The sequence below is a fragment of the Actinobacillus porcitonsillarum genome (assembly GCF_003101015.1).
Classification (GTDB): Bacteria; Pseudomonadota; Gammaproteobacteria; order Enterobacterales; family Pasteurellaceae; genus Haemophilus_A; species Haemophilus_A porcitonsillarum.
Genome location: NZ_CP029206.1, coordinates 239763 through 264496 on the forward strand (window position 1 = coordinate 239763; position 24734 = coordinate 264496).

The window sequence follows — 24734 nt, forward strand, 5'->3', positions numbered from 1 at the left end:
TAATTAATTGATTTGTTAAAAACGGCTGCTATCTTAGCATAAATAAGCGGTCGAATTTGCAAGCTGTTTTACAAAACCGACCGCTTGTGAAAATGGAAAAGGCTTATGCTTTCAGAAGTTTATCGTGATAAATCACAATGGTTTTGCCGTGGGCTGAAATTAAACCATCATCTTCTAACATTTTTAAAATGCGCCCTACGGTTTCTCGAGAGCAGCCCACCATTTGCCCGATTTCCTGACGGGTAATTTTAATTTGCATACCATCAGGGTGTGTCATCGCATCAGGCTGTTTGGCTAAATTCATCAATGTTTGTGCAATTCGTCCTGCCACATCTAAAAAGGCTAAATTGCTCACTTGGCTTGATGTTTGGCGTAAACGGCGTGCCATTTGAGCTGCAAGATACATTAAAATATCCGGATTTAAATGCACGATTTGCTTAAATTTTTTGTAAGAAATCTCGGCAATTTCACAGGTTTCTTTGGTTTTTACCCACGCTGTTCTCGGCTGCACTTTTTCTTCAAACAAGCTAATTTCGCCTAAAAATTCACCTTGCCCCAAATGGGTTAAAAGCATCTCTTTATGCTCATCATCTTTCACAAAGACAGAAACCGAACCGCTTACAATGTAATACAATGATTCCGCATTTTCGCCTGCGTGAATTAAGGTATATTTTGCCGGATAGCGATGCACGTGGCATTGCGTTAAAAACCACTCAACCACAGGATCGTGAATTGAAGGAGAAGGCGTTAAATCCCCAAGAGGTGGGGTACTCAGCGTCATATCTTGCATAAAAATCCTTTCTATCAAACTTATCTAACTATTCTAGTTTGATTGTACTATATACGCTCAAACTAACCTAAAAACGAGTTTTTGTCTTTTATATCAAGGCTCTCGTGTAGCTCCGACCACACAATGACCACCTTATCAGCCTTGAGTTGTGCTAATAAACGCTCTCGTTTTTCTTCCAGAGAAAGCTCTCTTGTTCCATAATCCGTGCCTTCTCTTAAAATAAAGGAATCCAGCACATTATAAAGCGTGCTTTCTTCCAATTCTTGCCAAGGAATAATCATATCGCCTCTAATCAAATAAAGGTTTAATCATTGCCCACTGTTTATCAAAATGTTGGTGCTGATTATAACTAAAGTTTGAACGAACTAAACGTAAAAACTGCCCTTCGCAGAAATTTACTAAATAGCCTGCCAATGCACGTTCATCTTCAAACGATTTACCGTCTTTTAATTTGCTCATTTGCAAAATATTGGCAAATTGAAATTCCAAACCATCAAAGAATTTTGACACTCGGGCTTTTAGCGTGTCATCTTCAAACATAAGTGCATGACCGGTTAAAATACGAGTAACTCCCGGGTTTTTGCGGGCAAACTCAATCACGGTATAAAGGATAGATTTTATCGCTAAAGCAGTCGTATTTTCTTTGCGTTTACTAGCGGCAATATAACTCGTTAAGGTTTGTTCGATCCGTTCAATCAATGCTTCAAACATCTTGGTTTTACTCGGGAAATAGCGATATAACGCCCCTTCCGACACCCCAACTGCTTTGGCAAGGCGCTCCGTAGTAACACGTTGCATTCCTTCTTCCGAATTCAGTAAACCAATTAAGACTTCAAGCACTTGCTGCTGTCGCTCTTTTACCGACTTTTTCGGCATCTTGATTACAGGTTCTGTCATTTTCTACCCTATTGTTTACCTGAATGACCAAAACCACCTTCGCCACGATCGGTGGCGGTAAATTCTTCTACGATATTAAATTGTGCTTGCACCACAGGCACGAAAACGAGCTGGGCGATACGATCACCCACTTCAATCGTAAACGGTTTATCACTACGGTTCCAAAGGGAAACCATTAGCGGACCTTGATAATCGCTGTCGATTAAGCCAACCAAGTTACCCAATACGATCCCGTTTTTATGTCCAAGCCCTGAACGAGGCAAAATTACCGCTGCTAAGTTTGGATCGGCAATATAAACCGAAATCCCCGTTGGAATTAACACCGTCTGACCTGCTTCTACGGTTAAAGGTTGCTCAATCAATGCACGTAAATCTAATCCTGCTGAACCTGTTGTTGCATAAGTTGGCAAAGGGAATTCTGTACCGATACGTTTATCTAAAATTTTTAAGTCGATTTGTTTCATTTTTATCCTTTTTAATTAAAGCGTTAATTTGATACTCCCAAGTGGGAGATTGACAATATTGTCCCAAGATAGTTGATGATAAGCTCGAAATAGCGCTATCACAGCCATTACATTCTCATCAGAGGACGAAACATTCCCAAGCGGTTTATTTGGGCCGGTAAAATGCAAAATATAAGGAGCTGTTTTACCCCTCCCATCTGTCTGTTTTTTATACAAAATATGATCAAACTGAAAATTTGATAAATTATCTAACTTCAACCAATTGTCCTGAAAATACACATTCAAAATATCTTGATCGCCAAAGATAATTTGATTTTTTAAGTGCTCTGTTAATTTAATCAAGTCTGTTTTTATGCCTCGACATCGATTTGCCTCAAAATAAAGAATGCCGGCATTAAAATAATCTTGATGCTTATAAGGGTGATCGGCAATGCTGTTTACATACGGATCAGACACCGCAGCCAGTGCACATTTAGAGGCTTTAAGCGACTTAAATGGCAATGTAATGTCGCCGTTAATTGCAATATCGCAATCTAAATATATCCAATAAGGTGTTGAAGCATATTGGAAAAGATCCTCAATATAATACCTTAAATAAGTCGCCCTACTGATATAACCGTTATCTTCAAAATGATTTAAGGAGGCTTGATTTAAATAACAAAGTTTTAGTTCTGAACGGCGTTGTGCAAAATAAGGTTGTAAATTTTCCGCCCAATCAAGCGGAATATCTCCCGTATTTAACACAAAGACGGATAAATTTTCATTATGTGCTAATAAAGATTTTAATGAACATTCCAAATAGGGAAGATAATTTTTATCTGTAGCAAATAATACATTAACTTTATCCATTCAGCCCTTTTTCCTTATAGCGTAGCTGTATTTCTTCGACCAACCCTTCCGCCAATTTCCCTTTCTCTGCAAGCGGTAAAATTTTCTCACCATTTTGCCAAAAGAGATGAAGTGTATTTTGATCTTGCCCGAACACCTGTCCGCCAGATACATCATTGGCACAGATTAAATCCAAATTTTTACGTTGTAGCTTATCTTTCGCATAATCAGCCACATTTTGCGTTTCGGCAGCAAAACCTACGACGAAAGGACGATTTTGAGTAAGATGGGCTACTGTTGCAATAATATCGGGATTTTTTACCAATTTTAAAATGAGTTCATCATTATCGCCTGTTTTTTTGATTTTTTGCTCCGCAATCTGTTCGACACGGTAATCTGCGACCGCCGCACAGCCAATAAAAATCGCATTTTTCTGTGCCAAATTGACCGCTTGTTCTGCCATCTGCTGTGCGGAAATCACATCAATACGGCTAACATTTTGCGGTGTAGCCAAATTAACAGGGCCAGCGATCAAGGTAACTTTTGCCCCTCGTTTAGCAAAGGCTTCTGCTATCGCAAAGCCCATTTTACCTGAGCTGTGATTGCTGATATAACGCACAGGATCGATCGCTTCACGCGTTGGGCCTGCGGTAATTACCACACTTAAATCAGCAAGATCTTGCGATTGCGAAAAATGATCTTCAATCGCTTGGAAAATCTCACTCGGCTCAGACATTCTGCCTTTGCCAACATCGCCACAGGCTTGGAAGCCAGCGTTAGGCCCAATGATCGAAACACCTTGCTCAGCCAAACTTTGCAAATTTTCCTGCACAATCGACCGCTTGTACATCTGCTGGTTCATTGCAGGTGCAAGTAAGATCGGCGAAGCGGTCGCAAGACAAATGGTCGAAAGAAGATCATTGCCCATTCCGATACGCAACCGTGCAATAAAGTCTGCTGTCGCAGGGGCAATCACCACTAAATCTGCCCATTTCGCCAATTCAATATGCCCCATCGCTAATTCTGCTTGGGGATCGAGTAAAGAGGTTGAAACCGCATTACCTGAAATAGCTTGTAACGTCAGCGGTGTGACAAAAGCATCTGCCGCAGGGGTCATTGCCACTCGCACTTCTGCCCCAGCCGTTTTTAATAAACGGATAAGTTCAATGGTTTTGTAAGCAGCGATACCACCGGTAATACCAATCAGGACTTTTTTATTGGTTAGCATTTTCTATCCTAATTCCATAATAAGTGGCTTGATATTTTACGCAACTAGGCACTCACTCACAACAAAAACTTTTTTAATTTGTTTTGCGACACGCTTCGAAAATTTTGATTTTGGCTTTTGATTCTTTCTCCGTTTTTTCTTACCCTTGCGCTGGTTAAAAAAGGAGTAATTAAATATGCATAAAACAATGATGCCACGTGAAAAATTATTGCAGCAAGGTGTTGAATCATTAAACGATCAAGAACTGCTTGCGATTTTCTTACGTACGGGAATTAAAGGAACGCCGGTCATGGAACTTTCTGCAAATGTACTTACCGAATTTGGTTCACTACGGGGGCTTTTAACGGCTCCTTTAGAGGAGTTTTGCCAAGTGAGAGGGCTGGGGCAAACGCAATACATTCAACTACAGGCGACCAAGGAAATGACCAAACGCTATCTTTCTCAACAAATGCAAGCGAATGAAACTATTAATGATCCTTATGTCGCTATCATGTATTTCCAATCTGAGCTCGAACACTGGGAAAGAGAAGTTTTTATGGTGCTCTTTTTAGATAACCAAAACCGCCTCATTCGGACTGAAAAAATGTTTTTTGGCACCATCAACCAAGCGAGCGTTCATCCAAGAGAAGTGATTAAAGCAGCGCTAAAATGTAATGCGGCTGCCATCATTATTGCGCATAATCATCCCTCTGGCGAATGTACGCCGAGCGAAGCGGATCGCCATTTAACTCGCCGCATCGAAATGGCATGTGGTTTAGTGGATATTCGTTTTGTGGATCACATTATTGTCGGGAAAGGCGATTATTTTTCCTTTGAAGAAGAAAAGCTTGAGACACTCTAATATTCTTAGTTAAAAAAAATGCTACTTTATTAAAGTAGCATTTTTTCTTTACTCTTTGATATGCGCATGCCCAACACGTTCTAAACGATTTTCATGGTCTATTCTTAACAAAATGGCTATCGCAATAGACATTATTACCAAACTTGAACCACCATAACTGACTAATGGGAAGGTTAAACCTTTTGTTGGTAACAAACCAGACGCAACACCTAAATTCACAAAGCCTTGTAAGAAGATCCACATCGCAATCCCAAAAGCAAAAAAGCCTTTAAAGCGTTCTTCCATTATCAATGACTCTCGGCTAATTTTTAAAGCACGCAGTGAAAGTAAAACCAATAAGGTAATCACAAAAAGAATACCCACAAAGCCAAATTCTTCCCCAATTACCGCCATGACGAAATCGGTATGCGCTTCAGGTAAATATTCTAATTTTTGGATGGAATTTCCTAAACCTTGTCCCCAAAATTCGCCCTGTCCAAATGCCATTTGAGAGTTTGAAAGTTGGAAACCACTACCATAAGCATCAGCAAAAGGATCCATAAAGGAGGTCATACGCTTTAAACGATATTCAGACATTAAGACTAAAATAGCAAAGCCAATAATAGCTCCCGTACCTAAAACCAGAAATTGCATGAGCTTAGCGCCCATTACAAATAACATCGCAAATGTCAGCACAAATAATACAAAAGAGCTTCCCATATCCGGCTGCTGTAATAATAACCCACCAAAAATAAGCAAAATCAGTAGTGGGCGGAAAAAGCTCCACGACTGTGTACGCATTTCATCAAATTTACGTACGTAAAAGCTAGAAAAGTAGCAAATAATCGCTAATTTAGCTAACTCTGCCGGCTGGAAATTCATAACACCAAAAGGAATCCAACGTTTTGAACCGTTTACCTCTTTTCCGATAATCAGTACGGCAACTAAACAAGCTACCGCAAAGAAAAATAAGAGAATGTTATATTTTTCCCATTTCTCCATCGGAATTTGTACAAAGAAGAGGCAGGCACAAATGGAGGTAATCACATAAAAGCCGTCTTTGATCGCAAATTCAAAAGGTGCATCATTTAAGCGGGTACTCACAGGAATGGAGGCTGAAGTTACCATCACAAATCCAACCGTTAATAATCCTAAAAACAACCAAATGAGCGCACGATCATAAAGGGCATTATTAGGCGTAATATTTACCCAATTACCCCATTCTGTTTTTATCTTTTCCCACATTAAACCGCTTCTCCTTGCGCTAATGCCATAAAGATATTGCCACGTTCTTCAAAGTTTTTGAATTGATCGAGGCTTGCACAAGCCGGTGATAGCAACACCATATCGCCTGTTTTTAATTGCGGGCGAATTTGCTCTACTGCTTCTTGCATAGTGGCAACCAATACGCTTTGAGTAGATAATTTGGCGAGTTGTTCGCCATCTTGCCCAAAACAGTAGCAAACGATATTGGCTTTATTTACTAAAGGAATTAACTCTGAGAAATCAGCCGCTTTGCCATCGCCACCTAAAAGTAAGTAAAGCGTACCGGCAACTTCTAAGCCATTTAACGCTGCTACTGTACTTCCAACATTCGTGGCTTTCGAATCATTTACCCAACGCACGCCATCATTGGTGGCAACCGCTTGGAAACGGTGTGGCAAGCCGCCATAAGTTTGTAAGGCTTTTACAATGCCTTCTCGAGGAATACCAGCCGCTTCGGCTAATGCCATTGCAGCTAACGCATTCATTTCGTTATGGCGACCACGAATTAACATCTGTTTTATACCGATAACCGCATCATCATAAGCATATAATGTGTCGTTCTTTTTCGAATATTCTGCATTTTGCTCTGCAAAACGAATTAATTTTTCGACCGCTTGTGTCGGATAAGTTAGCGGATCTTCGCCATTTACAATAATATTTTCTGCATTTTGATAGATACGTAATTTCGCCGCACGGTATTCTTCAACGGAATTATTGTAACGATCCATATGATCTTCACTGATATTTAAAATGGTCGCCGCTTTCGCTTTTAGGGAATAGGTCGTTTCTAGCTGGAAGCTCGATAATTCCAACACATAAAGTTCGTAATCGCCTTTTAATAAACTTAAGGCTGGCACACCGATGTTACCGCCCATACCGACTTTTATGCCTGCTTGTTTTGCCATTTCCGTTGTTAAAGTGGTTACAGTACTTTTGCCATTTGCTCCTGTAATCGCAATGATAGGAGCTTTGGCTTCACGGCAGAACAACTCAATATCGCCAACCACTTCCACACCGGCTTGAATAGCTTGCTGAATTTCAGGCGTTGCTAAGGCAAGCCCCGGGCTAATCACAATTAAATCGGAGCTTAATAACCACTCAAGGTTTAAACTACCGGTATGCAGTGGAATGTCCTTCGATAATTTATCCGCTCCTGCCGGATTAGCTCGGGTATCAATCACTCGCACTTGAGCCTGTTTGTCCGCAAAAAATTCGACACAAGATAAGCCCGTTGTGCCTAAGCCGATAATCGTGATGGTTTTGCCTTGATATTGATTTTGCATTTTGTTGTTCTCTAGAAACGGTACATTTTTCATATGTAGGGACACACTGCATGTGTCCGCTTTATTTTCATTATTGCTCGGTTGGTAAAATTGTAACGGACACACGCAGTGTGTCCCTACATTGATTAACTAACGTAACTTCAACGTTACCAATCCAATTAACACCAACATTAAGGTAATAATCCAGAAACGCACGATAACACGTGGTTCCGGCCAGCCCTTAAGTTCAAAATGGTGGTGAATAGGTGCCATACGGAAAATACGTTTTTGGCGGAGTTTGTACGAACCAACTTGTAAAATAACCGATAAGGCTTCAACCACAAAGACACCGCCCATAATCACTAATAACAATTCCTGACGTACTAACACCGCAATAGTTCCTAATGCGCCACCTAAAGAAAGTGAACCCACATCGCCCATAAAAACCTGTGCCGGGTAGGTGTTATACCATAAGAAACCTAAGCCAGCGCCAACAATTGCGGTACAAAGGATCACAAGCTCGCCGGCCTTAGAGATAAAAGGAATATGTAAGTATTGTGCAAAATTATAGTTACCCGTTGCCCAAGCAATAAGTGCAAAAGCACTTGCCACCATAATGGTTGGCACAATCGCTAAACCGTCTAAACCATCGGTTAAGTTTACGGCGTTACTGGTTCCCACAATGACGAAATAAGACAATACGATAAAGAAAACACCAAGTTGTGGCATAAACTCTTTAAAGAATGGCACAACAAGTTGCGTTGCGGCTGTATCTTTCCCCACAGCGTAAATACCAAATACGGCAACTAGTGCAATCACAGATAGCCAAAAATATTTCCAACGTGCGATTAAGCCATCTGTATTTTTACGTTTAATCTTCCAATAGTCGTCCACAAAGCCCACAACACCGTAGCCAAATAGCACAAAAAGCACGAACCAAACATAGCTATTACGTAAATCCGCCCAAAGCAAGGTACTAATACCGATTGAAGCTAAGATCATCACACCGCCCATCGTTGGAGTACCACGCTTTTTGAAATGGCTTTCCGGGCCATCATTACGGACTTCTTGTCCAAATTTTAACAGTTGTAAACGGCGAATGACTTCTGGCCCAATCCATAAACCAATCCCCATTGCGGTTAATAACGCCATTATTGAGCGGAAAGTAATGTACGACACCACGTTAAACGCTGTGTTGTATTGCACCAGATATTCAGCGAGCCACACTAACATAAGCTAATCCTTAAAAAGAAACATCAAAAGAACGACATAAGGAAGCGATTACTTCTTCCATTTTTTGGCTACGAGAGCCTTTTGCTAATAATACAAGCGGTTGGTTTTGTTCGATTTTTTGCAAAATAATCGGAAGCAAAAACGCCGCCATTGCGGTTTTATCATTAAAGTGGTGAGCTGAATTACCGCTAATCACCTCACTCTCTTTGCCGAAGCTGACGACTAAATCTAACTTCGCCTGTTTAACGAAATCAGCAACTTCTTGGTGGCAAGCTGGGCTGTCTTTACCAAGTTCCGCCATATCACCCACCACAAAAATGCGGAAAGCCGGATACTGTTTTAACACCGATACGGCAGATTTCATTGAGTCCACGTTTGCATTATAACTGTCATCAATAAACAGCACATTGTCTTTAATTTCAATCGGATACAAACGCCCTTTAACCGCTGAACGCTGTTCTAATCCAGCTTTAACCGCCGTTAAATCCGCTCCGACTGCCATTGCCAATGCCGTTGCCGCTAACGCATTACTCACATTATGTTCGCCTAAATAAGGCAGATTGATCTCAATTTCGCCTTGTGGGGTATGCAAAGTAAAGCGTGAACCATTGAGATGTAACTCAACATTTTCCGCCCAGAAATCTGCATAACTGTCTTTATCTTCGCCTGTGTAACAGAAGGATTGCAACTCGTGATCGCCAATCTCTTTTTGCCATTCAGGGTAGTAATGGGCTAAATTGACAATAGCTTTACCGCCCACTTTCAAGCCTCGATAAATCTCGCCTTTGGCTTGAGCTACACCAGCCAATGAACCAAAGCCTTCAAGATGAGCAGATGCAACATTATTGACCAAACAAGCATCAGGTTGTGCTATTTCGGTGGTATAAGCAATCTCGCCGATATGGTTCGCCCCCAGTTCCACCACGGCAAATTTATGTTCAGGGGTTAAGCGTAATAGGGTCAATGGCACACCTAAATCATTGTTTAAATTGCCAAAGGTATAAAGTACCTGCTCTTCACAAGCGGTTACTTTTTGCAAAATTTTTGCGGTCATTTCTTTGACGGTGGTTTTACCCGAAGAACCTGTCATTGCCACGGTTTTAGGGTTAATTTCCGCTTTCAGCCATTTCGCCAACTGCCCTAACGCCAAGCGAGTATCTTCCACAATAATTTGTGGTACATTCACTGCCAATTCACGCTCAACGACTAACGCAACACAGCCTTGTTCAATCGCTTTTTCCACATAATCGTGAGCATCAAATTTTTCGCCTTTTAATGCAAAAAATAAACCTTTTTCGACCGCTTGACGAGTGTCTGTACTGATGTTTTCAACAATAATCTCACCACTACCGAGTAGTTTACCCTTTAGGGTTTGGGCGAGTTGTTGAGTTGTTTGTTTTATCATTTATTATCCTTATATTTACCCAACCATACTAGATATGGTTCGGTAGAAATTAAATGCATAGTTCATGCCGTAGGTCATTACCATCATAATAGCGACAATATTAATGACAAAAAAGAACATGACGACTTTAGCATTTCCTTCTTGCCACAATAGTTTCACCGTTTGCCAAAAACTAAGCGGCGCACTGACTTCTATATTCTGCAATTCTTGCAAAGCTTTTAGTGCTTTCTTCGCAAATGAAACGATATTAACCGCCATAGCGCTGATTGCAATAAAGAGTGATCCTAAAGAAAACAACACCATGCCTACTTTTTCAAGGCTCCAATTTGGATTCTCTAATTCAGGCAATCCAAAAAACGCCAAAGAAAGAAAAAGTACCGTTGGAGTAAGATTCCTTAAAAATCCTAAATAATCGTCACCTAATTTAAAAATAAAGGCAGTAATCGTAATTCTTTGTTTATTCATAGATCCCTAGCCAAGAAATTTTTTCGCCCACTCTTGATCCGAAAAATGATATTTCTTCGTGCCGATAATTTGGTAATCTTCATGCCCTTTACCGGCAATTAAAATCACATCTTTTGGTTCGGCCTGAGCAATCGCTTGTTCAATAGCATATTGGCGAATATGCATAGACTGTACCGCTTTTGGTTTGCGGAAACCTTTCATAATATCGTTAAAAATCACATCAGGATCTTCGGTGCGAGGGTTATCATCCGTTACAATTACTTTATCCGCTAACTGTTCGGCAATGCGTGCCATTAATGGGCGTTTACCTGTATCACGGTCGCCACCACAACCAAAGACACACCACAATTCGCCTTCACAATGCAAACGTGCGGCATCTAAGGCTTTTTCTAAGGCATCGGGGGTATGGGCGTAATCGACAATCACCATCGGGCTTTCTTCAGGATTTTCTTCGCTGATTAAACATTCCATACGTCCGCATACGCCGTTCAACAGCGGTGCGGTTTCGATTAATTTTTGCAAATCGTAGCCCAAAGCCAATAAACCGGCAAAAGCAGTTAATAAGTTGCTGACATTAAATGCCCCGATTAAACGACTTTTAAGTTCGCCGTTGCCCCAGCTACTTTCAACTTCAATGGTCGCACCTTGTAAGGTAAATTGTACCGCTTTGGCTTTGACCCAACGGGCTTGTTGTGGTTGGAATTGGCTGTCGGTGCTGACGGCGACGGCTTCAGGTAATTTTGCTAACCATTCACGCCCGATTTCATCATCAGCATTAATCACTTGTTGTTTTGATGAAAGCTCGCCAAATAAGCGGAATTTCGCTTGGGCGTATTCTTCCATTGTGTTGTGATAATCAAGGTGATCACGGCTTAAGTTAGTGAAAATCGCCAAGTCAAAGGCGAGAGCTTCGGCACGATATTGAGCCAAGCCGTGAGAAGAGACTTCCATTGCACAGAAATCTGCCCCTAATTCGACAAAGTTCGCAAGGTTGCGTTGAATTTCAACGGCAGAACCTGTGGTATTTACCGCTTCTTGTACTTGCCCGTATAGCCCGTTGCCGATGGTTCCCATCACCGCTGACTTACAGCCAAGCAAGTTTCGCCATTGGGCAAAAAGTTGTGCTGTGGTGGTTTTGCCGTTAGTACCTGTAATGCCGACAAGGGTTAATTTTTCTGACGGATTGCCATAAAATGCACCTGCAATCGCCGAAAGTTGTTTCGGTAAATTCGGCACTTCCAACACACAAGCGGTCTGATTTTCATGATTTTTTGCAAATTTTTCTGCCAACCTTACCGCTTGCACATCGTCATCTGCTTCGGCTAAAACTAAAGAAGCGCCTTGTTCAATCGCTTTTTCAATAAATTGACGACCATCGACTTGATGTCCTTTTAAGGCAACAAACAGATCGCCCTTTTCAACTTGGCGACTATCTAAGGTCATTTTGTTTAAGGTTTTTAATTCTGCCCAGCTTTCAAGTGCCGGGAAAAATGAAAGTAAACGTTTCATACTATAATCACTTAATGAGTTTCTGAAAGATTATCCGGTTTAATATTATACGCTTTTAACGTATACCCCATGATTTTGGAGAATAATGGCGCGGATACGGCACCACCATAATAATTGCCTGCTTTAGGTTCGTTGATCAACACGACTAATGCAAAGCGTGGATTACTTGCAGGCGCAATACCTGCAGTGTAGGCAAAATATTTTTTAACGTATTGCCCTTTTTCTAACTTACGGGCTGTACCTGTTTTTACTGCTACACGGTAGCCATCAACCATTGCTCGTTGTCCGCCTTCGCCTTTTTGCGCAACGCTTTCCATCATCTTCACGACATCACGCGTTATCTTTTCTGGTAATACTCGATCCCCTAGCACCGGCGGATCGACCTTCGTAATAGAAAGAGGACGGTAAACCCCAAAGCTTCCTAAAGTTGCATAAGCTCGAGCTAATTGCAATGGCGTTACATTTAAACCATAACCATATGCCATCGTTGCACGTTCAATATCCGCCCAACGTTTACGATCCCCGTTTGTACCACGCTGCTCGCCAAGCCCTAGCCCTGTATCTTTACCAAAGCCTACTTTGCTGTAAGTATCAACTAACGCTGTACTTGGCATTCTCAGTGCTAAGCGGCTTACCCCCACGTTACTAGATTTTTGTAAAATCCCGGTAAGCGAAAGACTTTCTCGAGGTGAAACGTCTTTAATGGTGTGACCATTAACCGTAAAAGGTCGTGTATTAATAATTTCATCACGGTAAGTTGCCCCATTTTGTAATGCAGTAAGTACAACCAAAGGTTTTACCGTGGAACCCGGTTCGAAAGTATCGGTAATCGCACGATTTCGCATTAACTCAGGCTTAAATGTATCCCGCTTATTAGGGTTAAATGAAGGTGCGTTTGCCATTGCAAGCACTTCGCCGGTAGTCACATCAACTAAAACAGCCGTACTCGATTCCGCATCATTTTCTTTTACCGCTTTCTTAATTTCGCTATACACCATGGACTGTAGCTCTTCATCAATGCTCAGTACAACATCTTGTGGATCGTATTGTTTTTCATCGCGTACATTTTCGATGACATTACCTCGTGCATCTTTACGGATGACTTGCTTACCACTTTTACCAATCAATAATGAATCAAAGCTACGTTCAAGCCCCTCCGCACCGTGTTTGTCATCAATATCGGTAAAGCCAATCAGTTGTGATGCCTCTTCTACGAGCGGATACATCCTACGAGATTCCGCTCGAATGACAATCGCTTCCAATTTCAACTCTTTAGCGTAATTGGCAATACTTTCTTCTTCTCTTCGTGCAAGGTAAACAAAACGCTGACGAGCTGATTTGTATAATTTATCCATCAACTCGCTATAAGATTGCCCAGTGCTTTTGGCTAAGGCTTTCCATTTTTCACGCTCAATATTAGCTTGTTCTGTTTCCATCGCAATAAAAGCAGAATTTGGATTATTACGTACTTTTTCAATCAATAAGTTATAATCTAATCCTGTAGTTTGAGCTAAAAGCGTCCAATAACTCCCATCTTTCACGTTTAAGATTGCACGCGGATCAAACTCGACTTTTTCTTTAGACTTATTCTTTTTATCGATAAAGTTACTCACACCTTTTTCAATTTTACTCTTTGAACTCTCGGTTTCCATTGCTAATGCTTTCCAAGCTTCAGGTGAGCGTTTTAATTTACTATCAAAATACTCTCTCGGATCAATCGTAATGGAGTACATTGGTACGCTTAATGAAAGAAAGCGTCCATTACGGTCCAGTATTCTTCCTCGCGTAAAAGGCAATTCTGTAGAACGAAGCGAACGGTTATTCGCTTCTTTTATCAAGCGATCAGAGTCAATCAATTGAATATAAGCCGCTTGCCAAATCAAACCAGCAACAGCGAGACAAATAAATAGTCCCACAAAAATAAAACGCCATGGAAGAAAACTCGGTTTTGTCGATAATTCCGAGGATTTCATTTTTTCTTGTTGGTTTTTATCTTCTTTTTTGGCAAGTGGTGTTCGCTTTTTTCTTTTTAATTTGACTGCCTTTGTCATAATATTGTTTAACTCTACTTACTTTGAATCAAAATAATTTCTTGATCTTTATGAATTGGGCGTAACCCAAAATTAATTGCTTTCTCATCCACTTTGTCTCTATGCCCTAGAGTGTATTCTTCTAGCTGTAAGTGGATATATTGATTCTCTAACCTACGATTCTGTTTAACTAACGAACCTTGTTCCGCTGTTAATAAACGTGTTTGATGAGTAATCCAGATAGTGGCAATTGCTGTTGCAATGACCAAAAATAACAACAATAATGCCAACTTATTACTGCTGGTTAAATCATCTAAAATAATCTGCCGTAATGGGTAACGCTCACTACTTGCCATATATATCCCTATTTTTATCCTCTTTTCTCCGCCACTCTCAACACGGCACTGCGTGAGCGAGGGTTTGCTTCAATTTCCGCCTCACTCGGCATTATTGCTTTGCCAATCGTTTTTAACGGAATATCTTTATTTAAGTCCGCTTCTAAAATAGGTAACCCACGTGGGACTTCTTTACCTTTGCTGTTTTTCTTCATAAATTGTTTGACCATACGATCTTCTAACGAATGGAAACTAATAATCGATAAACGACCTTCCGGTGCAAGCACACTTAATGCGGAATTAAGTGCTTTTTCCAACTCATCTAATTCGCTATTGATAAAAATACGGATCGCTTGGAATGAACGTGTTGCAGGGTGTTTATGCTTATCTTTAAAAGGCACTGCATCACTAATAATTTGCGCTAATTGCAAAGTACGGGTAATTTTTTGACCGCTTGTTTTATTAAAATTCACAATTGCTGTCGCAATGCGTTTGGCAAAACGTTCTTCGCCAAATTCTTTTAATACCCAAGTTAAATCTTCAACAGACACTTGCTCTAACCACTCTGCGGCAGAAAGCCCTTTACTGGTATCCATGCGCATATCGAGAGGTCCATCACGCATAAAGCTAAAGCCCCTCTCGGCATCATCAAGTTGTGGAGAAGATACCCCAAGATCTAACAAAATACCGTCAATTTTGCCGATTAAATCGAGATCTTCACACACTTGTGGAATAGCTGAAAAAGCCGTATGAACAATTTGAAAACGAGGATCTGTAATCGTGTGAGCCTCTGCAATCGCACGGGGATCACGGTCGGTAGCAATTAAGCGACCTTGCTCGCTTAATTTAGAAAGGATAAGTCGAGAATGCCCACCACGCCCAAAAGTACCGTCAATATAAATGCCATTGGGTTTAATGGCTAAACCTTCAACAGCTTCATGGAGTAGTACGGTAATATGTTTATGGAGTGTGTCGCTCATTCTGCTTTCCTAAATAGAAGTATTATTTTAGAGAGTATTGGCTTAGAGAAAAGTTCCCTAAAGGGTACAAATTTTATCGGTTCGTCCTAGAGGGAGCAAGCTGTTTTCTAAATTTGTTTAGGATTATTCATAGAAACTTGCTACTATGGCAATTAACGAGGTGATCAAGCGGTAAAATTTGCCGAATATTTTACAAATAAATAATAAGAGAGAAGAAAAATGATCATTGATCCAAATTACCAAGCTGAATTAGAAAAATATGAAAACCCAGTCCCAAGCCGAGAATTTATTTTAAAAACCATTCGAGAATATGATGCGCCAATGAGCCGAGAAGAGCTTCTTGAGGCATTTCACATCTATGATGAAGAACGCACTGAGGGCGTTCGCCGCCGTTTGCGAGCAATGGAAAACGATGGGCAGTTAGTGTTTACCAAAGGTAAACGTTATGCGCTACCTGAAAAAATGGATTTAATCAAAGGAACCGTTATTGGCCATCGAGATGGCTATGGCTTTTTACAAGTTGAAGGCGATGATGACTGGTTTATCCCAAACACACAAATGAGCCGAGTAATGCACGGTGATTTTGTTTTAGCGCAACCTAACGGAACCGATCGTTTTAAACGTAAAGAAGTGCGAATTGTACGTGTATTAGAAGCGCGTAAGAAACAGATTGTAGGACGCTTTTTCCTCGAAAGTGGCATTGGTTTTGTCGTGCCGGATGATAGTCGAATTAGTCAAGATATTCTCATTCCTGATGAACATCGTCTTGGTGCACGTATGGGACAAGTGGTTGTGGTTGAGCTTCAAGAACGTAAAGCGAGTTTTAGCCGCCCTGTAGGTTTTATAACCGAAATTCTTGGCGATAATCTTGCCCCGGGTATGGAAATTGAAATTGCGCTACGTAATCATGACATTCCCCACACGTGGAGCGAAGGAGTAGAAAAGCAAATTCGCCAATTAAGCGAAGAAGTGCCGGAAGAAGCTAAACAAGGGCGTGTTGATTTACGTGATTTACCCCTAGTTACCATTGATGGCGAAAGCGCTCGAGATTTTGATGATGCGGTTTTTGCCCAAAAAGAAGGCGATGGCTGGCGTTTATGGGTAGCGATTGCCGATGTCAGCTATTATGTTCGCCCGAAAACCGCTCTTGATTTAGAAGCAGCTAATCGGGGTAACTCCGTTTATTTCCCAACTCGGGTTATTCCAATGTTGCCGGAAATTCTTTCCAATGGGTTATGTTCGCTTAATCCACAAGTGGATCGCCTCTGTTTAGTTGCCGAAATGACGATTTCAGCGCAAGGCGAACTTACTGGTTATCAATTTTATGAAGCAGTAATGAATTCTCACGCTCGCCTGACCTATACGAAAGTATGGAAAATGCTGCAAGGCGATGAGGAACTACGTGAGCGCTATCAAACATTAGTCCCACATCTTGAAGAACTTTATGCGATGTTCCAAATTTTAGCTAAGGCTCGTCAAGAACGTGGTGCGATTGAATTTGAAACGGTCGAGAACCAATTTGTCTTCAATCCGCAAGGACGCATTGAACGCATTGAACCACTTGTTCGTAATGACGCCCATAAAATCATCGAAGAGTGTATGATTTTAGCCAACATTGCCGCTGCTCGCTTTGTTGAAAATGCCAATGAACCTGCGTTATATCGTATTCACGACAAACCAAGCGAAGAAAAATTAGTCAGCTTTAAATCGTTTATCAATGAATGTGGTTTGATTTGGAATGTTGGGCTTGACCCACAACCTAAAGATTATGCTACATTGATTGAACAGCTTGCCGATCGTCCTGATCGTGAGCTCATTCAAACGATGTTATTACGCTCATTAAAACAGGCAGTTTATGCACCGGATAACATTGGACATTTTGGTTTAGCTTTACAAGAATATGCGCACTTTACTTCACCTATTCGCCGTTATCCGGATTTATTGTTACACCGAGCAATTAAATATCTTATTGAAAAAGAAAAAGGCAACAAGCGCCATTATACCGAGGGTGGTGGCTACCATTATAGCCTTGATGATATGGATCAATTTGGCGATGCTTGCTCTGCCACAGAGCGCCGTGCTGATGAAGCAACCCGTGAAGTTGCTGACTGGCTGAAATGTGAATTTATGCAAGACCATCTTGGTGAAGAATTCGAGGGCGTCATTTCTAGCGTAACCGGCTTTGGGCTATTTGTGAAACTCAACGAACTGCTTATTGATGGTTTAGTGCATATTTCTACCCTCGAAAACGACTACTATCACTATGATGCCGCTCGCCAGCGCTTAGTGGGAGGCTCCGGCGTGATTTATCGTTTAGGCGATCCGGTTAAAGTGAAAGTCATTAACGTCAATTTAGATGATAAGAAAATTGATTTTGCCTTATTGGGTAATTTTCGCAAAGGGATTGCCATCGGCAAGACCGCAAAACAAAAAGCGAAAAAAATGAATGTGGCAGAAAAACCGGTGTTCAAAGAGGTAAAAACTGTAAAAAAAGAGAAGCCGAAAAAGAAACAAGCGGTTAAATTAAAGAAAAAATCTGCAAAACGGAAGGGGAGATAATTCGTATCATAGAGCAGTTGCAGAAGAAATGTGCGGGGACACTAGCGTAGTGTCCCTACTATGCCCCATTATTGCGAAACAAGTAACACAAGCTCTTGCTTTTCTTCATCACTTAGCCCTTGTGTCCGTTCTTTGGCAATTAGAACCTCTACACGTTTTTCAACCAATTTGGTATATAAAAAACTGAGAGTTTCAATAAATTCTTTCTCAAGATTTTCATCACTCACTAAGTGATCCCAGCCCGCCAATCGCTCTAAAATCGTGTAATTAGGTGTATCTCGCCAATGTTCTAACAACGCGCCCATACTCACGCCAACCTGTTCACGGCAAACTTGAACAAGCTCAACAAAGAGGTCAAAACCGGCTTCATCTAATTCTTTCAGTGGCGTTAAATCCGGCACATGTTTAACCAAATCCGGATTTTGCAAGAGTAATGCAATCAACAAGCGCATCGGCGTACGTTTAATGCCCTGTGCTTTTGGCGCTTCTTGCTTAACTTGCAAACGATTTGGCAACAAGGCTTCTAATTGGCTTGGATCCAAAATCCCCAACTTTTGCCCTAAAATGTTTCGTAAATAAACACGTAACATTTCCCCCGGGATACGGTTAATGAGAGGAATTGCCAAAGAGGCTAGTTTGGATTTTCCCTCTTTACTGGAGAGATCCACTTGAACAAGCAGAGAATCAAATAAAAAATCACTTAACGATTTCGCATTTTCTTGCAAATAGTGCTCAAAACCTGATTTCCCCTGAGAGCGAACAAAAGTATCCGGATCTTCCCCATCGGGTAAGAAGATAAATTTTAATTGCCGCCCATCATATAAATAAGGCAACGCATTTTCAAAAGCACGCCAAGCCGCATCACGCCCTGCTCGGTCACCATCATAACAACAGATAATCTGCTCTGTTACCCTAAACATTTGTTGAATCTGCTCACCTGTTGTGGCGGTTCCTAATGAGGCAACTGCATTTTCTACCCCAAATTGAGCAAGCGCAACAACATCCATATAACCTTCAACAACAAAGAGATATTGCGGATTTTCATCAACTTGAAGTGCCTGATACAAGCCATAAAGTTCATTACCTTTATGATAAGTCGCAGATTCAGGTGAGTTAAGATATTTAGGGCGTTCATCTCCCATGACTCGCCCACCGAAAGCAATCACTCGCCCACGTTTATCCCGAATCGGGAACATAATGCGATTGCGAAATTTATCGTAAATCCGACCGCTTTCACTTTCAGAGAGCATACCGGTATCTCGCAATTTCTGGACTTCTTCCGGATTTTTCCCAAATTTTCTTAATACGGCATCGTAAGCGTTTGGCGCAAAACCAATCTCAAAACGGGCGATAATTTCCGGCGAAAGCCCTCGTTGCTGCAAATAGCTTTGGCTAGGAATATCTTGTTGCAGATTTTGTTGATAGAACTGTGTGATCTCTGAAAGCAAACCGTATAAATCACGTTTTGCTTTATAGCCCACTTGTGGAGAACGAGAGTCAGATTGCCTCAAGTTTTCACGAGGCACCTCTAATCCATGCAAAGCCGCTAACTCTTCTATCGCTTCTGGAAATTCAAGTTTGTCATATTCCATCAAAAAACTAATAACATTCCCATGCGCTCCACAACCAAAACAGTGGTAGAACTGCTTAGAAGGGCTTACCGAAAAAGAAGGTGTTTTTTCATGATGGAAAGGACAACAAGCGTGATATTCTCTCCCCGCTTTTTTGAGTTTAACCCGATGATTGATAAGCTCAACGATGTCGGTTCTCGCAATAAGATCATCAATAAATGAACGTGGAATAGTACCTTTCATTGTTCCTCCATTGCAAAATTTGAGAAAAATCTCACCGCTTATAAATAGATTAAAAGGGTAAAAACACTAAAACCGTGATTCCTAGAGGTTTCACGGTTTCAGTAAATTGGCTAAATAGCGAGAGCTAATTAGTATAAACGAGTGTTACGTGCGTTTTCACGAGCATTACGTTTAGCGTGACGTTTAGCTAAAGATGCTTTTTCACGTTTACGAATTGTTGTTGGTTTTTCATAGAATTCACGAGCGCGAACTTCTGCTAAGATACCCGCTTTCTCGCAAGAGCGTTTGAAACGACGTAATGCAACGTCAAATGATTCATTTTCACGAACTTTAATTACTGGCATATGCCATCACCTCAGAAAAATATGATTAAATTAAACCGCACACTAAGTTGGCGGCATAGAACTAAAAAAGGTGGTTAATTCTACCTTAGCCAAAGCTGAAAGTAAAGAGGAGAATTTATCCAGAAAAGAGCTTTATCTAAAATTTTATGGCTTTATCTTTTTATAAGAACCATCAATAATATTCTGCCACCGGATCAGGCTTTATGATTGAAACACCACTATACTTTTGCGGATTCTTGTTTCAAATTTCTCTACCATGAAAATTCTCATTTAGTAAGCGCCACTTCGTTGCCTAACTGCATTTATTGTTTTACATAAAATCGCAATATCATTCCAAAGAGACCAATTTTTCACATACCACGAATCAAAATAAACTCGAGTATCATAATCAACATCATTTCTTCCACTGACTTGCCATAAGCCAGTCATTCCTGGTTTTGCCATTAAATAATAGTCTACATCATCCTTATAATAAGCAAGTTCATCTTCAATAATAGGACGAGGCCCTACAAGACTCATCTGCCCAACTAATACATTAAATAACTGAGGTAACTCATCCAAACTTGTCCGACGAATAAAATGTCCAAGCGGAGTAATACGTGGATCATTTTTCAATTTAAAATCTTTTTCCCATTCAGCTTTAGCCTCAGGGTTATTTTCCAATAACTCATTTAAAATTTGCTCTGAATTTAGCACCATTGAACGAAATTTTAGACAAGCAAACGGCTTACCATTTTGTCCGATACGTTTATGCCCAAATAACGCATTGCCACCATCTTGCTTAATTAGAAAATAAAGTGTAATTAATAAAGGTAATAATAAAATAATTAAACTTAGTGAACCAATAATATCCATGATTCTTTTCATTATTCTAGAAGAACGTTTAGCCAAATTATTATTGACTCTAAGTAACATAACTTCATAGCTAAATAAAAAAGACATATCTGTGCTATAAAGCGGCAAACCTCGTAAAGTTGGAATAACAGAAACAGAACGGTAATATTTTTTAGAAAAATAACGCATCCACTGATCACGTAGTTCTATTTCATCTTCTTCAAGTGCAATAATAAACTGATCAGATTCCTTAGTTACTAGCTGCCAAATACCTTGACGAGTTTCGTTAATTATAGGTATACCCAACATTTTCAATTCATCAACCTGATTAAGGGCAATAAAATATTTTACATTAAATCCAAGGTAAGGCTCACTCATCAGTGCTCGATAAGCATCAATCGCATTCTTTCCACCACCAATAATAATTGTATCTTTTAAATATAATTTTGTCTTAATAAGAAGATTTTTAATTAAAATACGGATAGTAGGAACCAGAACTAAGGTAATACCCCAACTTAACACCCATAAATAACGAGAAAAATAGAGTTTTGAAAAAGCAATCGTAGCCAATTCAATTACTGCAATAATTATTATAGTGCGGAGAATTTCTTTTAATTCAAACCAGAATGGTTTTCGATAAGTATAGTGCCTAAGCCGAATCCAAAACCAAATCACACAAAAAGAAGCCAATCCCAAATGAATTAGAATGGCCTCTTGAAATTGTTCGGTAGGAAAATAACGGTTCAAATCATTCTTCCATAATTGCAAAATCCCTAATGAAAGAACAAAAGAAAAAGAAAGAGAAAAAAAATCCGTTATTCCTAAAATGTATTTACAAAACACTTGTTTTTTCATTGCCAATAACCTTTATGCATACTCATCTTTTTACATAAGAAATAAGGTAGTTTATGCCAATTTATCCCAAATTTAAAACCTAAAAATTTGAATAATGTTGAGAATATTGCCTTAGGTATAATAAGCGGCTGTTTTTTCCATAAAAATTTAAGCTCTGATAACACAAAACGTTTTCCTTCTCCACCCACTTTCCCAAATTTATCCTGAATCCAAGTCTCTTTTTGTTGAAAAACGCCTATATCAAAATAGCGTTTAAATTCCTCTATGAGAGAATAATTATGTGAGTGATAAACTGTCGCTTCAGCAGAATATGCCACTTTATAACCTGCTAAAATCATTCTTGCTGCTAGATGCATATCTTCTGCTAGAATAGTATTCTCAGGAAAACCTCCCAATTCATCAAATACTGATTTACGATAAGCAGAAAAAGAATTAGACATAAATGCAGTTTTAATTCCTAAACTAGAAATATCTGCTTGTGATTTAATTTGGCTTTCAGCAGGATAATTAAATAAACGAGCATGGGTAGCTAGTAAATTGGCATCTAAATGTGGAAGTTGTCTTCCACAAACAGCTACAACTTGCTTATCGTGAAAAGGTTTAAGTAACTCTGCTAATGCAGAAGGAGACGCTAAAATTGCATCTTGAGTAAGGAATATAACAATTTCTGTTTCCTTTTCACAATATTTTATAGCTTGATTGCGTGTCCCCCCATGATTAAAATCGCATTTTGCAATTGTATGCACAAAAAAGCCCGCTTGTTCCGCCAAAATTGCTGTTTGATCTGTTGAAGATGAATCAATAATAATCACTTGTTCTGCTTTTAGTGATTGATGTTGATAAGCTTCAATCCATTTCTGCCAAAGAGAGCCAGCATTATAGGTTGGTACAATTAAAGTTATTTTCATTGTTTGCTTGTTTTAGGTGTTGTTTATCACTTTAATAAAAGTGGATACTTTTATTACGGGTAACAAAAAAACTATTCAGAAATTTTACCTTTTATATTCATTATGCCATCAGAAATTGCTTTTATAAAATATCTAACATACTCTTTTTTCTTTTTAGAGAAAAGAAGAATGATAAGTTGATGTAGAAAAGAAAAAAATATTTCTCTAAAAGCCAGTAATTTAGGAAAATGTTTATATCTCAATAATAGAAAGTTATTTCTTACTCTATAATAACGTCTTAAGGGAGAGTGAACAGGGATTTTAATCCATTTTAAATCAATAAAATTATCGCCTATTGTATGCTCCATAATTGCATTTGTAACTATGAGAGTGGAGTACCCTTTATGACCAGCTCGCAAAAACCATTCAGTATCAACATGATCAATAAAAAGTGAAGAATCCATTTTTCCAACAATGTCAAACATCTCACTTTTAACCATACTTCCTGAAGATATTGCGATATTAGTTGTAAAGTTAGGCATCTCTGGAGATGGGATAATCTTTTTCCGAATCCCCCACTGATCACATTTAATAATTTGATAAAAAAAGTTACCGTTAGGATTATGATAAATTGGTGCAGAAATATATGTATGATTATCTAAGATTGGTTGATAGAGCTTTTTGATTAGATCTTTGTTAATAACAGAATCTTGATCAAAAAAGATTATAGCCTTAGCTCCTTGAGATAAGGCTAGATCAATACCAATATTTTGGGCTTCTGCGATACCTACATTTTTACCTAATTTTCTATATAAATACCCATTTCTATCAAAATGTAGAGATTTATTCTCTGAGTTATCAATAATAATAGGATATACATTCTGTTGAATTAATGATTCAACTAACAAAAATATATTTTCTGTTGGTTCATAACATACAATTACTGAGAAAATATGTTTATTCATCTAAGTTTTTACTAATAGCTTCCGTTGGGTAATTATTAACATCATAGGAAAGGAATGACAAAAGCAAATGAATACCAACTAAGATAAATAAGGCCGAAATCATTATTGTACCTGTTGGTGTTTCAATATTACTAATAGCATTTGTAATCCAGTTATATAAACCAAATATAACGCCAAATGATGTCATTAATGTACCAAAGATTAATTCTACAGAGGCAACATTGAAATCTTGTAAAAAGTATTTATAAAAAATTCTTTTAGAAAAATTTGATAAATTACCTTTTAGAAAAGGAAAGAAAATTTTACTAATTTTCAGATTAGAAACCTCATCACCATATACAGCAACCATTGGAATATCCACTACTTTAGCTGAAATAAGATTTAATCTAAATAATATATCACTTTCAAAAAAATAGCGCTTTTGAATTTTTTCTAAAGGTAGCATTTTTAATGCTTTCACACTAATTGCTGTATAGCCATTAGTCGGATCAAAAATTTTCCAATAACCAGATGATGCCTTGGTTAAAAAAGACAAGGCAATATTGCCAAAAAATCTTACTTTTGGCATATCTGTTACATCAGAAAGATTAAAAAATCGATTTCCTTTTGTATAATCAGCTTCGCCATTAGCAATAGGTAAAATAAACTTATCGGCTAAATGAGGATCCATTTGGTTATCCCCATCAATTTTAACAACGATGTCCATATTATCCAATATAGCCTGCTTATAGCCAGAAATAACTGCTCCACCAACACCTTGATTTTCTTGGTGAAAAATTACTTTTATTCTTGGGTCAACAAGATGTTCTTGTACAAACTGCCCACTACCTTGATCACATTTGTCATCAACAACATAAATCACATCGAAATAATCTGGCATCCTTGCAAGTACTTTTTCAATCTGAGCTAACACACGGAAAGTTGGGATAACTGCCGCAATTTTTTTATTTTGTAACATAAATAT

Annotated in this window: 23 protein-coding genes; 2 read left to right on the plus strand and 21 right to left on the minus strand. The window is 39.3% G+C overall.

Annotation, left to right across the window (positions count from 1 at the left end; genetic code table 11):
- Positions 1-103: 103 nt before the first annotated feature.
- The 6 genes from crp to coaBC form a co-directional block, all read right to left on the minus strand.
- A complete protein-coding gene (gene crp / locus DDU33_RS01235) occupies positions 104-790 on the minus strand; it encodes a cAMP-activated global transcriptional regulator CRP (protein ID WP_005817908.1) in 687 nt (228 codons plus the stop codon).
- 62 nt (positions 791-852) lie between these two features.
- Entirely contained in the window at positions 853-1071 is a 219-nt protein-coding gene (locus DDU33_RS01240) for a YheU family protein (protein ID WP_005817906.1), read from the minus strand.
- A gap of 7 nt (positions 1072-1078) precedes the next feature.
- A complete protein-coding gene (gene slmA / locus DDU33_RS01245) occupies positions 1079-1687 on the minus strand; it encodes a nucleoid occlusion factor SlmA (RefSeq protein WP_005817903.1) in 609 nt (202 codons plus the stop codon).
- 8 nt (positions 1688-1695) lie between these two features.
- Positions 1696-2151: a dUTP diphosphatase gene (gene dut, locus DDU33_RS01250; RefSeq protein ID WP_005817902.1), complete on the minus strand. Its 456-nt coding sequence runs from the start codon at positions 2149-2151 to the stop codon at positions 1696-1698.
- 15 nt (positions 2152-2166) lie between these two features.
- The gene (locus tag DDU33_RS01255) at positions 2167-3000 is read right to left on the minus strand and encodes a glycosyltransferase family 8 protein (protein ID WP_108922653.1); all 834 of its coding nucleotides are present in this window, start codon (positions 2998-3000) and stop codon (positions 2167-2169) included.
- Positions 2993-4207 carry a bifunctional phosphopantothenoylcysteine decarboxylase/phosphopantothenate--cysteine ligase CoaBC gene (coaBC, locus tag DDU33_RS01260; protein ID WP_108922655.1) on the minus strand — a complete coding sequence of 405 codons (1215 nt, stop codon included), beginning with the start codon at positions 4205-4207 and terminating at the stop codon, positions 2993-2995. The genes DDU33_RS01255 and coaBC overlap by 8 nt, the downstream gene beginning before the upstream one ends.
- A gap of 175 nt (positions 4208-4382) precedes the next feature.
- On the opposite strand from coaBC, the gene radC reads away from it, so the two are divergent.
- Positions 4383-5048: a RadC family protein gene (gene radC / locus DDU33_RS01265; protein ID WP_005822562.1), complete on the plus strand. Its 666-nt coding sequence runs from the start codon at positions 4383-4385 to the stop codon at positions 5046-5048.
- A 48-nt stretch (positions 5049-5096) separates the two neighbouring features.
- Here the strand turns inward: radC and ftsW are convergent, their stop codons facing one another.
- The 9 genes from ftsW to rsmH all read right to left on the minus strand — a co-directional run bounded on the left by ftsW (position 5097) and on the right by rsmH (position 15512).
- Positions 5097-6272 carry a putative lipid II flippase FtsW gene (gene ftsW, locus DDU33_RS01270; RefSeq protein WP_108922657.1) on the minus strand — a complete coding sequence of 392 codons (1176 nt, stop codon included), beginning with the start codon at positions 6270-6272 and terminating at the stop codon, positions 5097-5099.
- Positions 6272-7576: a UDP-N-acetylmuramoyl-L-alanine--D-glutamate ligase gene (gene murD / locus DDU33_RS01275; RefSeq protein ID WP_108922659.1), complete on the minus strand. Its 1305-nt coding sequence runs from the start codon at positions 7574-7576 to the stop codon at positions 6272-6274. The genes ftsW and murD overlap by 1 nt, the downstream gene beginning before the upstream one ends.
- A 129-nt stretch (positions 7577-7705) precedes the next feature.
- The gene (gene mraY, locus DDU33_RS01280; protein WP_005817893.1) at positions 7706-8788 is read right to left on the minus strand and encodes a phospho-N-acetylmuramoyl-pentapeptide-transferase; all 1083 of its coding nucleotides are present in this window, start codon (positions 8786-8788) and stop codon (positions 7706-7708) included.
- Between the two features lie 10 nt (positions 8789-8798).
- The gene (gene murF / locus DDU33_RS01285; RefSeq protein WP_108922661.1) at positions 8799-10193 is read right to left on the minus strand and encodes a UDP-N-acetylmuramoyl-tripeptide--D-alanyl-D-alanine ligase; all 1395 of its coding nucleotides are present in this window, start codon (positions 10191-10193) and stop codon (positions 8799-8801) included.
- A 15-nt stretch (positions 10194-10208) separates the two neighbouring features.
- Positions 10209-10658, minus strand: coding sequence for a hypothetical protein (locus DDU33_RS01290; RefSeq protein WP_108922663.1), 450 nt, complete (start codon positions 10656-10658; stop codon positions 10209-10211).
- 6 nt (positions 10659-10664) lie between these two features.
- Positions 10665-12167 (minus strand): UDP-N-acetylmuramoyl-L-alanyl-D-glutamate--2,6-diaminopimelate ligase, encoded by a 1503-nt coding sequence (murE, locus tag DDU33_RS01295; RefSeq protein WP_108922665.1) that lies wholly within the window; start codon positions 12165-12167, stop codon positions 10665-10667.
- Positions 12168-12178: 11 nt separating this feature from the next.
- The gene (locus DDU33_RS01300; protein ID WP_108922667.1) at positions 12179-14218 is read right to left on the minus strand and encodes a penicillin-binding transpeptidase domain-containing protein; all 2040 of its coding nucleotides are present in this window, start codon (positions 14216-14218) and stop codon (positions 12179-12181) included.
- Between the two features lie 14 nt (positions 14219-14232).
- Positions 14233-14553 (minus strand): cell division protein FtsL, encoded by a 321-nt coding sequence (ftsL, locus tag DDU33_RS01305; RefSeq protein ID WP_108922669.1) that lies wholly within the window; start codon positions 14551-14553, stop codon positions 14233-14235.
- Positions 14554-14567: 14 nt separating this feature from the next.
- Positions 14568-15512, minus strand: coding sequence for a 16S rRNA (cytosine(1402)-N(4))-methyltransferase RsmH (rsmH, locus tag DDU33_RS01310; RefSeq protein ID WP_108922671.1), 945 nt, complete (start codon positions 15510-15512; stop codon positions 14568-14570).
- A gap of 219 nt (positions 15513-15731) precedes the next feature.
- Here rsmH and rnr point away from each other — a divergent pair, with 219 nt between their 5' ends.
- Positions 15732-18071, plus strand: a complete 2340-nt coding sequence (rnr, locus tag DDU33_RS01315) for a ribonuclease R (protein WP_108922673.1) — start codon at positions 15732-15734, stop codon at positions 18069-18071.
- Between the two features lie 68 nt (positions 18072-18139).
- Here rnr and dnaG read toward each other — a convergent pair whose 3' ends face one another.
- The 6 genes from dnaG to DDU33_RS01345 form a co-directional block, all read right to left on the minus strand.
- Positions 18140-19885, minus strand: a complete 1746-nt coding sequence (gene dnaG / locus DDU33_RS01320) for a DNA primase (RefSeq protein ID WP_108922675.1) — start codon at positions 19883-19885, stop codon at positions 18140-18142.
- Between the two features lie 128 nt (positions 19886-20013).
- Positions 20014-20229, minus strand: a complete 216-nt coding sequence (gene rpsU, locus DDU33_RS01325; RefSeq protein ID WP_005817878.1) for a 30S ribosomal protein S21 — start codon at positions 20227-20229, stop codon at positions 20014-20016.
- Between the two features lie 270 nt (positions 20230-20499).
- On the minus strand, positions 20500-21918 hold the full coding sequence (gene wbaP / locus DDU33_RS01330) for an undecaprenyl-phosphate galactose phosphotransferase WbaP (protein WP_108922677.1): 1419 nt from the start codon (positions 21916-21918) through the stop codon (positions 20500-20502).
- Positions 21915-22826 (minus strand): glycosyltransferase family 2 protein, encoded by a 912-nt coding sequence (locus tag DDU33_RS01335; RefSeq protein ID WP_108922679.1) that lies wholly within the window; start codon positions 22824-22826, stop codon positions 21915-21917. The genes wbaP and DDU33_RS01335 overlap by 4 nt, the downstream gene beginning before the upstream one ends.
- A gap of 71 nt (positions 22827-22897) precedes the next feature.
- A complete protein-coding gene (locus tag DDU33_RS01340) occupies positions 22898-23770 on the minus strand; it encodes a rhamnosyltransferase (RefSeq protein WP_108922681.1) in 873 nt (290 codons plus the stop codon).
- A complete protein-coding gene (locus DDU33_RS01345) occupies positions 23763-24728 on the minus strand; it encodes a glycosyltransferase family 2 protein (RefSeq protein ID WP_108922683.1) in 966 nt (321 codons plus the stop codon). The genes DDU33_RS01340 and DDU33_RS01345 overlap by 8 nt, the downstream gene beginning before the upstream one ends.
- Between the last annotated feature and the right edge of the window lie 6 nt (positions 24729-24734).